Origin of the sequence: Pseudomonas sp. Choline-02u-1, assembly GCF_002836515.1 — a bacterium.
Classification (GTDB): Bacteria; Pseudomonadota; Gammaproteobacteria; order Pseudomonadales; family Pseudomonadaceae; genus Aquipseudomonas.
On record NZ_PJBC01000004.1, the window covers coordinates 205,692 to 219,202 of the forward strand.

The window sequence follows — 13,511 nt, forward strand, 5'->3', positions numbered from 1 at the left end:
ACAGGCACCACTGAGACTATCGTTGGCAACTCTCCGCCGAGGTCACGCGCCATGAGCAGTCAGCACACAACCGAACTGGAAGATGTGGAATTGAGCCAACCGGTTCTGACTGCAAGCGAAGGTATTTCCTTCAAGGAAACCGCCGATGACGGCTATGCACTGGGCGGTTTCACCTGGCGCCACACCTCGCCCAACCCGCAACGCCCGGTGGTCATCATCAACGCCGCCACGTCCGTGCGTTGCCGTCACTACTCACGATTCGCGGCTTACCTGTTCAGCCATGGCTTCGACGTGATGACCTACGACTACCGCGGCATCGGCGAATCGCGCCGCGCTTCGATCAAAGGCTTGAACGCGTCATGGACGGATTGGGGCGCACTGGATTTCGAAGCGATGCTCAAACGTGCGCAGCGGGAGTTTCCCGGGCAGCCGATCGATGTGGTCGGCCATAGCTTCGGCGGTTGCGCGGCGGGGCTCGCCGAATCCGGCAGAGTCATCCGACGGTTGGTCACTGTCGGCGCGCAGTTTGCGTACTGGCGCGATTACGCTCCCGAGCAGCGCTGGCGCATGTTGGGCAAATGGCATGTGGTCATGCCTTTGTTGACGCTGCTCTGCGGCTATTTCCCCGGCAAGCGGCTCGGCTGGCTGGAAGACACGCCAAATGGCGTTGTACACGACTGGAGCACGCCTGCCGCGCGGTTCGAACAGCGCCCGAGCGGTCGCGTTCTGATGCAGAAGACCGGTGCCCTGCCCTTCGCCAACGTCCATGCACAAACTCTGGCCATCAGCATCAGCGACGACCCTTACGGCACGATCCCGGCCATCGAACGCCTGCTCGACTACTTCAGCAACGCGGCAAAAACCCACCTGCGTATCGAGCCGCCGGACATCGGCGAGCAACAAGTCGGACATTTCGCCTTTTTTCGCAGCGCATACCAAGCCACACTATGGCCCATCGCTCTGACCTGGCTGCAGACCGGCGCACTGGCCCCCGACACACCCGGACGGCAAGTCCCGCGCAGCTGAGCCCTTCTCCACGCACGACGGAACACACCATGGCCTCCGCCAACAAGCAGCAAAAACGCGCCGCCCGGGCCAAGACCAAGGCCAAGCAGAACCGCACCAAACGCGCCGAGACGCCGGTCGAACTGGACCCAAACGATGACCGCATCGACTTCGAATCGGTGGACCTGACCGAGCTGTTCAAGAAAATGATCGACGCCGAAAAGATCAGCCAGCAAGCGATGTGCAGCGCGTTCCTCGAAGACCCGCTGCTGGAACTGGTCTATGAGCAGGAAGGCGAAGAAGGCGCGATGGATTTCATCCTCGCCGCGCTGATCGAATATCGCCAGTGGTCGCAGGAAACCGACGAAGCCGGCGCGCTGGCGTGGATCGAATCCCCGGCCTTCCAGGCCGACTATGTAGCGGCGTCCGACGCGATCGCCGCACAAACCCAACAGAAGAACTGAGTTCCCATGGCATCCCTGAACAAGCAACACAAACGCGCCAAACGCGCCAAGGTCAAAGCCAAGCAAATCCGCATGGTCGGTCGTAAACCGCTGGATCAGGACGAAGACCTCGGCCACCTCGCCGAGCCGATCCCGGAATACACCCTGGCGATGTTCAGCAAAATGCGCGACGCCGAAGCCGTCAGCCGCAACGACATGCTGCTGACGCTGCTGCGCGAACTGGCCTTCATCATCGTCGACCATCCTGAACTGCTGGACATGGAAAACGCCGACAACGAAGGCATGGCCGCCACCCACCTGGCCGCCGACATGCTCATCGACTACCGCATGTGGGCCGACGGCATGACGATCGAAGAAGCCCAGGCCTGGCTGAGCGAACCGCAGTTCATCACCGATTTCGGGGTGGCGCTGGATGCTTATGGCAAATCAGTGGACTCGCCGGAAGAAAAGAGCGAATAAATCCTGCGCAGAAACAAAAACGGCCGCTCGTCATCCCTGACAGCGGCCGTTTTCACATCACGCGTTGCGACTCAGTTCAACACCACCGCACCACGCTTTTCCAGCTTGCGACGGCGCGATACCAGCAGGCCGGCAGCCACCACCAGCAGGCTCAGCAGGCCGGTGGCGAGGATTTCCACGCGATGGGCTTCCTGGAACAGCATGATGGTCAGCGCCGCGACGATGAAGATGATCACCGCCCAGGTCAGGCCCGGGAACAGCCACATGCTGAAGACGATCTTCTCGCCGCGCGCCATGCGCTGTTTGCGCATACGCAGTTGCGAGAAGGCGATCACCAGATACACCAGCAGCGCGATGGCGCCGGAGCTGGCCAGGAGGAATTCGAACACCGCGGCCGGCGCCACGTAGTTGGCGAAAGTGCAGAGGAACGCGGCGCCGGTCGACAACATCACCGCCCAGTAAGGCGTCCCGCTTTTGTTGGTGCGGGTCGACATGGCCGGGGCATCGCCGCGCTTGCCGAGCGAGAACAGCATGCGCGAAGACGTGTACAGCGCCGAGTTCAGGCAACTGGTCACCGCGACCAGCACGACGATATCGACGATCATCTTGGCGTTCGGGATGCCCATGCGCTCAAGTACGGTCTGGTAGGAACCCAGGTTGGCCAGCGTAGGATCGTTCCAGGGCACCAGCGCCACGACGATGAAGATCGACACCAGATAGAAAAGGCCGATCCGCCAGATCACCGAGTTGGTCGCTTTGGAGATCTGCTTGCCCGGGTCTTTCGATTCCGCCGCCGCGATGGTGACGATTTCGGTGCCCATGAACGAGAACATGGTGGTCAGGATCGCGCCCAATACAGCGCCCATGCCATTAGGCAGGAAGCCACCGCTGTCGAACAGATGCGACACACCGCTGACCTGACTGGTCGGCAGGAAGCCAAAAATCGCCGCCAGCCCGAGGCCGATGAAGCCGATGATCGCCAGCACTTTGATCAGGGCGAACCAGAACTCGAATTCGCCGTAGTTCTTCACGCTGAACAGGTTGGTCACGGTCAGCAGCATGGTGATGACCAGAGCGAAGGCCCAAATGTCCACGCCCGGGAACCATGCGTGGAGGATGGTTGCGGCGGCATTGGCCTCCAGCGGAATCACCAGCACCCAGAACCACCAGTACAACCAGCCGATGGTGAAACCGGCCCAGTGGCCGATCGCGCGGTCAGCGTAAGTCGAGAACGAACCGGTGTCCGGCGAGGCGACGGCCATTTCGCCGAGCATGCGCATCACCAGCACCACCAGAGTACCGGCGGCGGCGTAAGCCAGCAGCACGGCCGGGCCGGCGGCAGCAATGGCGTGGCCGGAGCCGACAAACAGACCGGCGCCGATCACACCGGCGATCGACAACATGGTCACATGACGCGGTTTGAGCCCCTGTTCGAGGCCAGTGGAGCTTGGGGTACTGCTCATAGAGACTACCTTTGCAAGGAAAGCGAGTGCATCCGGCCGGTCTGAAAAATTCTTTCTCGTAAAAAGAATCCAACGGGCTGTTCCTTATTCTGCACGCAATATTTGCGCCAAAATGTTTCAAGTCCTTGGGGGCCGGGGGTTACGACATCCGATGCAAGTCCTTGAGTTTAATGGCTATTCGCCAGAGCGTTACCCGGCGACTCACTTTAAGGACAAATCAGCGCACCAGAAACACACAGAAAAAGTGTGTGTCGCACAGAAAAAGGGCGAATAAGGAACGTTCAGCCGGATAGCGCTTCCAACACCCCGCCAAAGCTGGCAACATCGCGCCTTTTTTTACGCGGCACCCAAGGGTTTGCACGTCAAACACCCGTTCGGTTGTTGATGGGGCGACAGTCTGCTGCGCCGATGCGACAACCCGCCACCTGCCACCCGTTTACCGCTCGTAGCGCTGTTGGCTGCCATTGAAACGCTATGCTAGCTTGGCCGCCTCGCCAGGAAGGCCCGCCAACAGCAGGAGCGCAACATATATGAGGAACGCACATGGCTGAGGCCACGCCCGCGCTTGAAATCCGCAACTTGCACAAACGCTACGGACAGCTTGAGGTGCTCAAAGGCATCTCGCTGACCGCCCGCGACGGCGACGTGATCTCGATCCTCGGCTCTTCCGGTTCCGGCAAGTCCACGTTCCTGCGTTGCATCAACCTGCTGGAAAACCCCCACCAGGGCCAGATCCTGGTGGCTGGTGAAGAACTCAAGCTCAAAGCCGCCAAAAATGGGGAACTGGTTGCCGCCGACGGCAAGCAGATCAATCGCCTGCGCTCGGAGATTGGTTTTGTATTTCAAAACTTTAATCTGTGGCCGCACATGAGCGTGCTCGACAATGTCATCGAAGCCCCGCGCCGCGTGCTCGGCCAGAGCAAGGCCGAGGCCATCGAAGTTGCCGAAGCCCTGCTGGCCAAGGTCGGCATCGCCGACAAGCGCCACGCCTACCCGGCGCAATTGTCCGGTGGCCAGCAACAGCGCGCAGCCATCGCCCGCACACTGGCGATGCAGCCGAAAGTGATCCTGTTCGACGAACCCACCTCCGCGCTTGACCCGGAAATGGTTCAGGAAGTACTTAGTGTCATCCGCGCATTGGCCGAAGAAGGCCGCACCATGCTGCTCGTGACCCACGAAATGGGCTTCGCCCGTCAGGTCTCCAGCGAAGTGGTGTTCCTTCATCAGGGCCTTATAGAAGAGCAAGGATCGCCACAGCAGGTGTTCGACAACCCGCTTTCGGCGCGCTGCAAACAATTCATGTCCAGCAACCGCTAACGGAGCAACATGCATGCAGAATTTCAAGAAGGTCTTTCTCGCCGCCGCCGTCACCCTCGCGTTCAGCGCCGGTGCCATGGCTGAAACCCTGAAGATGGGCATCGAAGCGGCCTACCCGCCGTTCAACAATAAAGACGCCAGCGGTCAGGTGGTCGGCTTCGACAAGGAAATCGGCGACGCCCTGTGCGCGAAGATGAAAGCCGAATGCTCGGTCGTCACCTCTGACTGGGACGGCATCATTCCGGCCCTGAACGCGAAGAAATTCGACTTCCTGATCTCCTCGCTGTCGATCACCGAAGAGCGCAAGGCCGCGGTGGACTTCACCGACCCGTACTACTCGAACAAACTGCAGTTCATCGCGCCGAAAAATGTCGACTTCAAAACCGACAAGGACTCGCTCAAAGGCAAGAAGATCGGCACCCAGCGTGCGACGCTGGCGGGCACCTGGCTGGAAGACACCTACGGTGATGACATCTCGGTCAGCCTCTACGACACCCAGGAAAACGCCTACCTCGACCTGACATCCGGTCGTGTCGACGCGATCCTCGCCGACAAGTACGCCAACTATGACTGGCTGAAAACCGACGCCGGCAAGAACTACGAGTTCAAAGGCGACCCGGTGGTGGAAAGCGACAAGATCGGCATCGCGGTGCGCAAGGGTGACAACGAGCTGCGCAACAAGCTGAACGCCGCACTGAAGGAAATCGTCGCTGACGGTACCTACAAAAAAATCAACGACAAGTATTTTCCGTTCAGCATCTATTGATCTGACCTGTGGGACCGGCGCCGTGATCAAGCGACGCCGACTCCCGACTTTGCCTCCCGCAATTTGAACAGAAACCCATGATTATCGACCTCTACGGATTCGGCCCGGCGCTTGCCGCTGGTGCGCTGATGACCGTCCAACTGGCCCTGACCGCACTGTGCCTGGGCCTGGTGCTCGGCCTGCTCGGCGCCTTGGCCAAAACTTCTCCGTACAAGCCGCTGCAGTGGCTTGGCGGCATCTATTCGACGCTGGTGCGCGGCGTCCCGGAATTACTCTGGGTGCTGTTGATCTACTTCGGTACGGTCAACCTGATGCGCGCGCTCGGTGAATACTTCGGCAATCCCGACTTGCAACTCAATGCCTTCGCCGCCGGCGTGATCGCCCTGGGCCTTTGCTTCGGCGCCTACGCCACGGAAGTATTTCGCGGCGCGATTCTCGCCATTCCCAAGGGCCATCGTGAGGCCGGCCAGGCCCTGGGCCTGTCGAAATGGCGCATTTTTACCCGGTTGATCATGCCGCAGATGTGGCGCATCGCCCTGCCGGGCCTGGGCAATCTGTTCATGATCCTGATGAAAGACACCGCGCTGGTTTCTGTTATCGGCCTGGAAGAAATCATGCGTCACGCGCAGATCGGCGTGACTGTGTCGAAACAGCCGTTCACCTTTTATATGGTTGCGGCCGTCATGTATCTGGGCCTGACGGTGCTGGCGATGACCGGCATGCACTTCCTGGAAAAACGCGCCGCACGCGGCTTTGCGAGGAGCGCTCAGTGAACTGGGAAGTGATCATCAAGTGGCTGCCGAAACTGGCGCAAGGCGCGACGCTGACGCTGGAACTGGTCGCCATCGCTGTCATCGCCGGCCTGCTGCTCGCCATTCCGCTGGGCATCGCCCGCTCTTCGAAACGCTGGTACGTGCGCTCGCTGCCATACGCGTACATCTTCTTTTTCCGTGGCACGCCGCTGCTGGTGCAGCTGTTTCTGGTCTATTACGGCCTGGCGCAGTTCGACGCCGTGCGTGAAAGCGCTTTGTGGCCGTACCTGCGCGATCCGTTCTGGTGTGCGACGGTGACCATGACACTGCACACGGCGGCGTACATCGCCGAGATTCTGCGCGGCGCGATACAAGCAATTCCGCCGGGCGAAATCGAAGCCGCGCGGGCCTTGGGCATGTCCAGGCCGAAAGCGATGTTCTACATTATCCTGCCCCGGGCAGCGCGCATCGGCCTGCCGGCCTACAGCAACGAAGTGATCCTGATGCTCAAGGCCAGCGCGCTGGCGAGCACCGTGACCCTGCTGGAATTGACCGGCATGGCCCGCACAATCATCGCTCGCACCTACTTGCCGGTGGAAATCTTCTTCGCCGCCGGCGTGTTCTATCTGGTCATGGCTTACGTGCTGGTTCGCGGCTTCAAGCTGCTGGAGCGCTGGCTGCGCGTCGATGCCTGCCAGGGCCGCTGAAACTTCCCACGTGCTGACGGGCGAGGACTTACTCGCCCGTTTCACGGCGCTGAATACTTTTCTGATTGAACATCAGGCGCTGTGGAAACCTCGGCCGTTCACGCATCTTTCGCTTGCCTGGGAAGCGTCCTACCCGGCCTTGTCGTCGTGGCTGCGCGAGCGATCGCTGGAAGATGCGGAACGCGCGCATAACCATCCCGCTGATCTTGTCGATGCGCCTGAGCCGTTTGCTTCATTGGCGACGTTGTCGGCGAAGTTGAGCGCGGTCGGTGAGTTGCCTTCACATGTGCTGGAAAACGCTGGTCATCGATTGAATGTCGATGTGCCTGGACGCAAGTGGCAGCAGATCGAGGCGTTTGCCAGTCGGTTGTCGTTCGCCGCGCAGCCCACGCATTGGCTGGACTGGTGCTCGGGCAAAGGGCACCTGGGGCGGCGCTTACTGGGTGAAGGGCAGCAACTGACCTGCGTGGAGTACGATCCGGCTTTGGTCATCAGCGGCCAGACGTTGAGCCAGCGTCATCATCTGCACGCTTTGCATGTTGAACAGGATGTTCTGGCAGCAGACGCAGCGACCGTTTTAAGCGCTCGACACACCCCCGTCGCCCTGCACGCCTGCGGCGATCTGCACGTACGCCTGATGCAATTGGCGAGTGCCGCCGAATGTCGGCAAATGGCAATCGCGCCCTGCTGTTACAACCGCATCAGTCGCAGCGAGTACCAGGCATTGTCCTCAGCGGGTTTGCGATCCGCCCTACAGCTATCGCTCGAAGACCTGGCGCTGCCGATGAGCGAAACCGTCACCGCCGGTGCACGAGTTCGACGCCAGCGCGACACCTCCATGGCACGACGCCTGGGGTTTGATCTGCTGCAACGGCAAGTGCGCGGCGTAAATGAATACCTGCCAACCCCATCCCTGCCCAGCGCCTGGCTGGACAAACCCTTCGCTGACTACTGTCGCGATCTGGCAGCGCTGAAAGAGTTATCCACAACGGGCACGCCCGACTGGCAGGCGCTGGAAGCCGCCGGCTGGCAGCGGTTGGCCGAAGTCCGGAACCTCGAATTACTCCGCGGGCTGTTCCGACGGCCACTGGAGCTTTGGTTGAATCTTGATCGAGCGCTGTTTCTCACCGAGCAAGGATATGACGTGCGCCTCGGCATCTTTTGCCAATCAATGCTCACACCACGCAACTTACTGCTGCTGGCCGAGCGTTGAGAACACCCTGAAGCCTGTGGATAACTCTGTTGATGGAAACTTCTTGGATCCAGTATCCCTGCCTGTTTCAAGCAACTATAAGCACTGATCATTTTTTGCTCGCATCAATAAAGAACTGCGAGAACAGCGATTTGCGGACAAGATGAGAATGAATTCATGAACATGAATTCGAACACCCTCCTGCTTATCCATATGTGCATAACCCGCCCGTTGAAAGGCATCACCGCGTCAATTCAATGATTCACAAGCACAGAAGTCCGATATTTCCACGCACGCAGGCCATCCGACTCGGCATTTCGAGCAGTGCAACGCCGCGCACGGCAACCCTGCGTAAAAGACAATTTGATCTTCGCTCAAAAATAGTCTGAATTCAGGGGTTTACAGAATCAGCCCAATCGCTATAATCGTCGCCCACACGCCGGTATAGCTCAGTTGGTAGAGCAACTGACTTGTAATCAGTAGGTCCCGGGTTCGACTCCTGGTGCCGGCACCATACAAAATAAAGCCCCTGCAGAAATGCAGGGGCTTTGTTGTTTCCGGGGCGTGGGTATTTCGACAATTTCATTTCCAGTGCAAATAGTCCTCCACTCACACGTCGCCCGATTAGCCACACGTCCTTTGACACACATCCAAAGCATGCACTCCAACCGCCGGCCCGCCTGCGGATTCAAACTCGAGAACATCTGCAAGCCATCAATCTAAGTCACCCTATGAAGCCCTCGTAGATACGAGGGCTTTTTGCGTTTCAGGCCTGCCGAAAACCTGCGCACCTCACACCCGGTTGCCGAATGGGAACTAAATGCCGACTGCGGCAATCCCTAAACAGGTACTGAGCTGTGGAGCAGTCATGCCCCTTCATCTCGTAACGAATGGACTGAACGCATGACATGGACTTAAAGATCCGATGAATTCAACATCAGAAACGTCAAACGGCTCCGCACGCTCCCGGCGAATCAATGACTTTGCTGACTGCCGCAATATTGCTCACGGCGCTGTATTCATCATTGCTTCGGGCAACTCCGCGAAGGATTTTCCGATCAGAGAGTTCGCTGGCATTCCAATGATCACGGTGAACGGCGCGATATCAATGTTCATGGAAACGGGCATTGAACCGTTCTTCTACGCCTGCACCGATACCAGTTTTTCAAAGCAACAGCCTGAACTGTTTGCCTATGCGATGCGCATTAGTCAGCGCGTAGCTTTGTGGGGGAACCAGGCGGAGGAACTTGCCGTTGAACCGACGGGCGATCTCTATCTGCTCAAGAAAGCGCCCAAGCCAACACTGACTGAATGGCTACTGCGTATCGACAAGGATCTGGTACGTAATCGCGCTGTTCTGGGTAGCCGAAACCGGAGTATCGGCTTCAGCAAAAACCTCGCTAACGGTTTCTTTGATGCTCGCACCGTTTTGTACCTCGCACTCCAGATTGCCTGTCACGCAGGTTTCTCCAAGGTGTTTTTGGTGGGAGCGGATATGAACCAGTCTGCCGGGCGCTTTTACGAGACTGATGGCAGCTCCATCTCCCCGTGCGGGCTGGACCAGCATTTTCATTCCAGAATTCTTCCATCTCTGAAACTCATGTCGGAGAAAGTCGTCGGCAGTAAGTTTGCCGTTTACAACTTATCGCCCACTTCGCGAATTCCATCCAGCGTCATTCCCGTCAAAACCCTCGACGAAGTCAAAGCGATAATTCAGAGCTGACTGACCTCAAACACAAACGAAATCTTGCCCTGACTCGCATTCCAGACATAGCGCAAATGCTTGCCCTGCCTCGGAATCGAAACCGCCGGAGGCCGGAACGCCGCAACACATTCCTGCCCAGGCAAACGCACGCTGTTGTAGAGCAGGCCCCAGGATTGAGCATCGCGCAATTGCCGCGCAAATACCTGGGATGGCCCGTAGGCTCCGGGGTCGGGCTGATGCAAATGATCGAAGCCCCGGCGAACGTCATGCAGCGGTTTGATCACCTGATTGACGTAAGTGCGCATGGTCAATTCGAGGTCGGCTTCGTGGGTCGCGGCGAGAAAGCGCTCCTGATGAAAACAGGTTTCGGCGATGGCCGCTGCCTGGCTGCTGGCGGCGTAGTACACGCCAAAAGTACCGTCGCTGAAACGGCTGCGTTTACCGACATGAGTGAACGCGGCCATCACCGGACTGGAACCGGGGCCGGACAGACGATCTTCCGGGCGCACGCGAGCCAGTACGCCGGCCTGTTCGATCAGCCGATCATTGGTCAGCGCTTCGATGGCGTAGGCCACTTCGAGGTCTTCGGGGTCGAGGACGTCCTCGAACAGCGCAATCGGCGGGAAGCTGCTGTTGACGATGCGATAGGCCCGCGGCCACGGCACATCGACCAGCGCCGGGGTTTTCAACCGCGCACTCCGTCGAGGTAGCGGCGCACATCGGCAATGTCGACCACCCGGCCCGCCAGCATGTAGTCGATGGCAGTTTTGCCATTGAACGGTGCCGCCATGTTAGGGCTGCTGACCCAAGCGTAAGCGCGCTCGCGGCTGTTGCTGAAGATGATGCTCAGCGCCTTGTGAATGCCCATCAAGTAAGAAATGCGCTCGAGGGTGTCATGGGGCAGGCGTATGTTTGGCAGGTGCTTGTATTTATAGAACGTAGTGTTGCCGACTCCTCCGAGCAGGGTGCGCTGTTGCTCGGCGTTGCAGCCCCAATGTTCCATGAGGTTGAAAAAGAACTTCAGCGCAACGCGGCCAGCTTCGGGGGCGTCAAGTTGTTCGCGCGGGTTTAACGCTATAGATGAAGTTGGCATCGGGCCGCCTCCAGAGAAATCATCGTGTCGTGAGAGTAGTACATATCGGTACCTTTGCTAAAAATCAATACACAAACGGACGATAAAGCAGGCTGAACAAACCGTCTTTCCTGCACAAATATTCCGTCCTTTTTTGATCTCCATCACCCCCACCCAGCCAAAAAACCCGATCCTCCGTCAGCCTCCAGCCATCGGCGGGGAAATCAATTCACTACTAAATCCGCGACAACTATGCTCAGGTGCAGGAATATAGCCGGCATATGGCGCCGTTTCGGTCGTTTCGTAAACAACAATACCCAGCCCACTTCAGAGGGCATTACCCATGGATAGCAGAACCTTACGCAACCTCATGCGCATCGTGCAGACCGGCTCGTTGTCGGCTGCAGCCGAGCATTCGTGCCTGACCGTGCAGGCCTTGGCTGCACAGTTGAACAAGGTCGAAGAACAGTTCGGTTTCCGCTTGTTTCGTCGTTCCAACAAGGGCCTGACGCTGACACCGCAAGGCACGGAGCTCACGCCTTACATCGACAAAGTGTTGATCGCCACGCGACAGATGGAAGAAAAGGTCGAGGCGCTGAAGGTGCCGGGACAGCGGACATTGAAGGTGGCGCTGAACAACACGCTGTCGCCTGACTTCAACCGGCGCATGATCGGACGTCTGATCGAGGTGTTTGCCGATTACCAGATGGAATTCAGCTACGCCGAGTCGATGGAAAATCTCAGCAAGCTGAAGAACGAAGATTTCGACCTTGCCGTGCTCATCGGCCCACAACGCCCGGGACTGCCGAGCATCGTGCTGCCAGACGTGCAGGTACAGGTGGTCGGTGCCCATTGCGGACAGGAGAACGATCCGCTGACCTTGCTTGGCAACAAATTCCAGGTGCGTCCTGCGGAAGACTGTCCGTATTCCCACAGCTTTTTGCGTTTTCTCGACGCTGGGCTGGGCAACCACGAGAATGGCCAGCGCATGGTCTATTCCTGCAGCGAAACCCTGACGTTGTCGCTGATTACGCAGATGGACGCAGTCGGCATGGTCTCGCGTGAAGCGGCGCAGAAGAACGGTCTGACAATTTTTCCCGGTTTCGAGGACTTTCTCGAAGTGCGCCTGGCGGTGAACAATCCGGAGTTGTCGAGCCAGGCGTTGAGCGATGTCGTCGATTTGCCGTTACATGAACGAGCCGAGCGCAATGTACGCAGCCGTCCCCACCGCCACACTGAGAAAGAGGTTTTTGCTGAAATACGCACATAGCAACGTCGGAATTGCGGCATAGAATTCCGGGCGATCGAGCTGAATCTGCCGGTCCTTGATCAACAGGGGCGTGAGGCTGATCGCAGCGACGATCGCCACCGGCAAATATTCCAACGCCCGCGCCACGAACGGCGGCCAGTGTTCGGTGTTGATCTGCAGCGGCAAGGCGCGCGGCAGAAAGGTCACGGCCATCATCAGCACCACCACCAGAATCAGGAACGTTTGGTCAGGCATACACCTACTCCGCAGCCCACGAACGTGGCGATAAATACGTTGAAGGGCGAACTGCCGATCAAGCTCAGGGCGCCCATGCAGACGACGGCAGCGGCCGCTGCGATCAGCTTGTTGCGCGTGTTGCACAGCGAGACCAGCACGTAGAGCATCATCGCCGTCAGCGCATAGTCGAGCTGATATTTGATCAGATGCGCCGCGTATTGCGCGCAGACCGCGCCAAGCAAACCGCCGAGCACCCAGGAGGTGTGGCAGAACAGGTTGAAACCGATCAGGTAACGCACATTGACCGGGGCGCCTGTGCCGAGTTTGACGCTGTGCAAAGCGAAGGATTCATCCGTCAGGCCACCAGCGTATGCCCAACGCTCCATGCGGCTCAAACCAAGGGCTCGCAAGGCCTTGGCCATGTACACCGACATCAGCATGTGCCGCGCATTGATCAGGAAAGTGGTCAGCACAATGGTGGTCAGCGATGCGCCGCTGGAGATCAGCGCCAGCGCAGCGAATTGCGAAGCGCCAGCATAAACAAACAAGCACATCGCCACTGGCAGCCACATCGGCAGCCCGGCGTTGACCGCCATCAGCCCGAAGACAAACGACACGGTGAAGTACCCGGCGACCACCGGGCTGGCTTCGGCAAACGTGCGCGACGGCTGGTGAGTCGCCATCAGCGGCGCGCTGCCGGACCTTTCATTCATAGATCCCTCTCAAATGTTCGTTCGCCGTGAGGTTCGCAAAAACCCTGGGCGGTCCAGAATCGCTTGCCCGCGAGGTTAGCATCGTCGACGAACAGAAACATCCGCAGCACCCCGACCCGCTTCATGTCGGATGACGCGGCTTCGACCAGGCGCTGGCCCACACCCTGGCTGCGATAGCGCGGGCTGACAGCCAGATGATTGATCGTGCCGCGACTGCCGAGCATGCCGCCCAGCACCGCGCCGACGATTTCGCCGTCGACATCGAACGCCAGATACGCCGTGGTGGTTTTCTGGATCAATACACCGCGCAGGCATTTGGCGTCCTGCCATTGGCAGAACGACACTTCGTCGAACTGGCGGAAGAAGCGTTCCATGCGCTGGGCATCCTTGGTGGTAGCGCGGCGCAATAC

At 58.8% G+C, this 13,511-nt stretch carries 16 protein-coding genes and 1 tRNA gene; 11 read left to right on the forward strand and 6 right to left on the reverse strand.

From position 1 onward, the window contains the following. The first annotated feature begins 51 nt into the window (after positions 1-51). Genes CXF97_RS05035 through CXF97_RS05045 form a run of 3 tightly spaced genes read left to right on the forward strand, consistent with a single transcriptional unit; the run spans position 52 to position 1,928 of the window. Positions 52-1,026 carry an alpha/beta fold hydrolase gene (locus tag CXF97_RS05035; protein ID WP_101156799.1) on the forward strand — a complete coding sequence of 325 codons (975 nt, stop codon included), beginning with the start codon at positions 52-54 and terminating at the stop codon, positions 1,024-1,026. Between the two features lie 29 nt (positions 1,027-1,055). After that, positions 1,056-1,469 (forward strand): hypothetical protein, encoded by a 414-nt coding sequence (locus CXF97_RS05040; protein ID WP_101156801.1) that lies wholly within the window; start codon positions 1,056-1,058, stop codon positions 1,467-1,469. Positions 1,470-1,475: 6 nt separating this feature from the next. After that, a complete protein-coding gene (locus CXF97_RS05045; protein ID WP_101156803.1) occupies positions 1,476-1,928 on the forward strand; it encodes a hypothetical protein in 453 nt (150 codons plus the stop codon). Between the two features lie 71 nt (positions 1,929-1,999). Here CXF97_RS05045 and gabP read toward each other — a convergent pair whose 3' ends face one another. Next, complete coding sequence (gene gabP / locus CXF97_RS05050; protein ID WP_101156804.1) at positions 2,000-3,391, reverse strand: GABA permease; 1,392 nt, start codon at positions 3,389-3,391, stop codon at positions 2,000-2,002. A 543-nt stretch (positions 3,392-3,934) separates the two neighbouring features. Between gabP and CXF97_RS05055 the strand changes: the two genes are divergently transcribed. The 7 genes from CXF97_RS05055 to CXF97_RS05085 all read left to right on the forward strand — a co-directional run bounded on the left by CXF97_RS05055 (position 3,935) and on the right by CXF97_RS05085 (position 9,848). After that, positions 3,935-4,708, forward strand: a complete 774-nt coding sequence (locus CXF97_RS05055; protein ID WP_024011209.1) for an ABC transporter ATP-binding protein — start codon at positions 3,935-3,937, stop codon at positions 4,706-4,708. 13 nt (positions 4,709-4,721) lie between these two features. Then, on the forward strand, positions 4,722-5,474 hold the full coding sequence (locus CXF97_RS05060; protein ID WP_101156806.1) for an ABC transporter substrate-binding protein: 753 nt from the start codon (positions 4,722-4,724) through the stop codon (positions 5,472-5,474). 77 nt (positions 5,475-5,551) lie between these two features. Further along, positions 5,552-6,247 (forward strand): ABC transporter permease, encoded by a 696-nt coding sequence (locus CXF97_RS05065; protein WP_101156808.1) that lies wholly within the window; start codon positions 5,552-5,554, stop codon positions 6,245-6,247. Continuing rightward, the gene (locus CXF97_RS05070; protein ID WP_016772145.1) at positions 6,244-6,933 is read left to right on the forward strand and encodes an ABC transporter permease; all 690 of its coding nucleotides are present in this window, start codon (positions 6,244-6,246) and stop codon (positions 6,931-6,933) included. The genes CXF97_RS05065 and CXF97_RS05070 overlap by 4 nt, the downstream gene beginning before the upstream one ends. Then, a complete protein-coding gene (locus CXF97_RS05075; protein ID WP_101156810.1) occupies positions 6,914-8,146 on the forward strand; it encodes a methyltransferase in 1,233 nt (410 codons plus the stop codon). The genes CXF97_RS05070 and CXF97_RS05075 overlap by 20 nt, the downstream gene beginning before the upstream one ends. 417 nt (positions 8,147-8,563) lie before the next feature. Next, a tRNA-Thr gene (locus CXF97_RS05080) sits at positions 8,564-8,639 on the forward strand. 411 nt (positions 8,640-9,050) lie between these two features. Then, the gene (locus CXF97_RS05085) at positions 9,051-9,848 is read left to right on the forward strand and encodes a lipopolysaccharide biosynthesis protein (protein WP_101156812.1); all 798 of its coding nucleotides are present in this window, start codon (positions 9,051-9,053) and stop codon (positions 9,846-9,848) included. On the opposite strand, the gene CXF97_RS05090 is transcribed toward CXF97_RS05085, so the two are convergent. Further along, positions 9,839-10,504 carry an RES family NAD+ phosphorylase gene (locus CXF97_RS05090; protein ID WP_101157095.1) on the reverse strand — a complete coding sequence of 222 codons (666 nt, stop codon included), beginning with the start codon at positions 10,502-10,504 and terminating at the stop codon, positions 9,839-9,841. The genes CXF97_RS05085 and CXF97_RS05090 overlap by 10 nt on opposite strands. A gap of 11 nt (positions 10,505-10,515) precedes the next feature. Continuing rightward, positions 10,516-10,923 (reverse strand): MbcA/ParS/Xre antitoxin family protein, encoded by a 408-nt coding sequence (locus CXF97_RS05095; RefSeq protein WP_101156813.1) that lies wholly within the window; start codon positions 10,921-10,923, stop codon positions 10,516-10,518. Positions 10,924-11,245: 322 nt separating this feature from the next. On the opposite strand from CXF97_RS05095, the gene CXF97_RS05100 reads away from it, so the two are divergent. Further along, entirely contained in the window at positions 11,246-12,172 is a 927-nt protein-coding gene (locus CXF97_RS05100) for a LysR family transcriptional regulator (protein ID WP_101156815.1), read from the forward strand. On the opposite strand, the gene CXF97_RS05105 is transcribed toward CXF97_RS05100, so the two are convergent. Genes CXF97_RS05105 through CXF97_RS05115 form a run of 3 tightly spaced genes read right to left on the reverse strand, consistent with a single transcriptional unit; the run spans position 12,089 to position 13,475 of the window. Further along, positions 12,089-12,406: an AzlD domain-containing protein gene (locus tag CXF97_RS05105; RefSeq protein WP_024011198.1), complete on the reverse strand. Its 318-nt coding sequence runs from the start codon at positions 12,404-12,406 to the stop codon at positions 12,089-12,091. The two genes, CXF97_RS05100 and CXF97_RS05105, sit on opposite strands and share 84 nt — an antisense overlap. Then, positions 12,385-13,101, reverse strand: a complete 717-nt coding sequence (locus tag CXF97_RS05110; RefSeq protein WP_101156817.1) for an AzlC family ABC transporter permease — start codon at positions 13,099-13,101, stop codon at positions 12,385-12,387. The genes CXF97_RS05105 and CXF97_RS05110 overlap by 22 nt, the downstream gene beginning before the upstream one ends. Continuing rightward, on the reverse strand, positions 13,098-13,475 hold the full coding sequence (locus CXF97_RS05115) for a GNAT family N-acetyltransferase (RefSeq protein WP_101156819.1): 378 nt from the start codon (positions 13,473-13,475) through the stop codon (positions 13,098-13,100). Before CXF97_RS05115 ends, CXF97_RS05110 begins: the two co-directional genes overlap by 4 nt. Between the last annotated feature and the right edge of the window lie 36 nt (positions 13,476-13,511).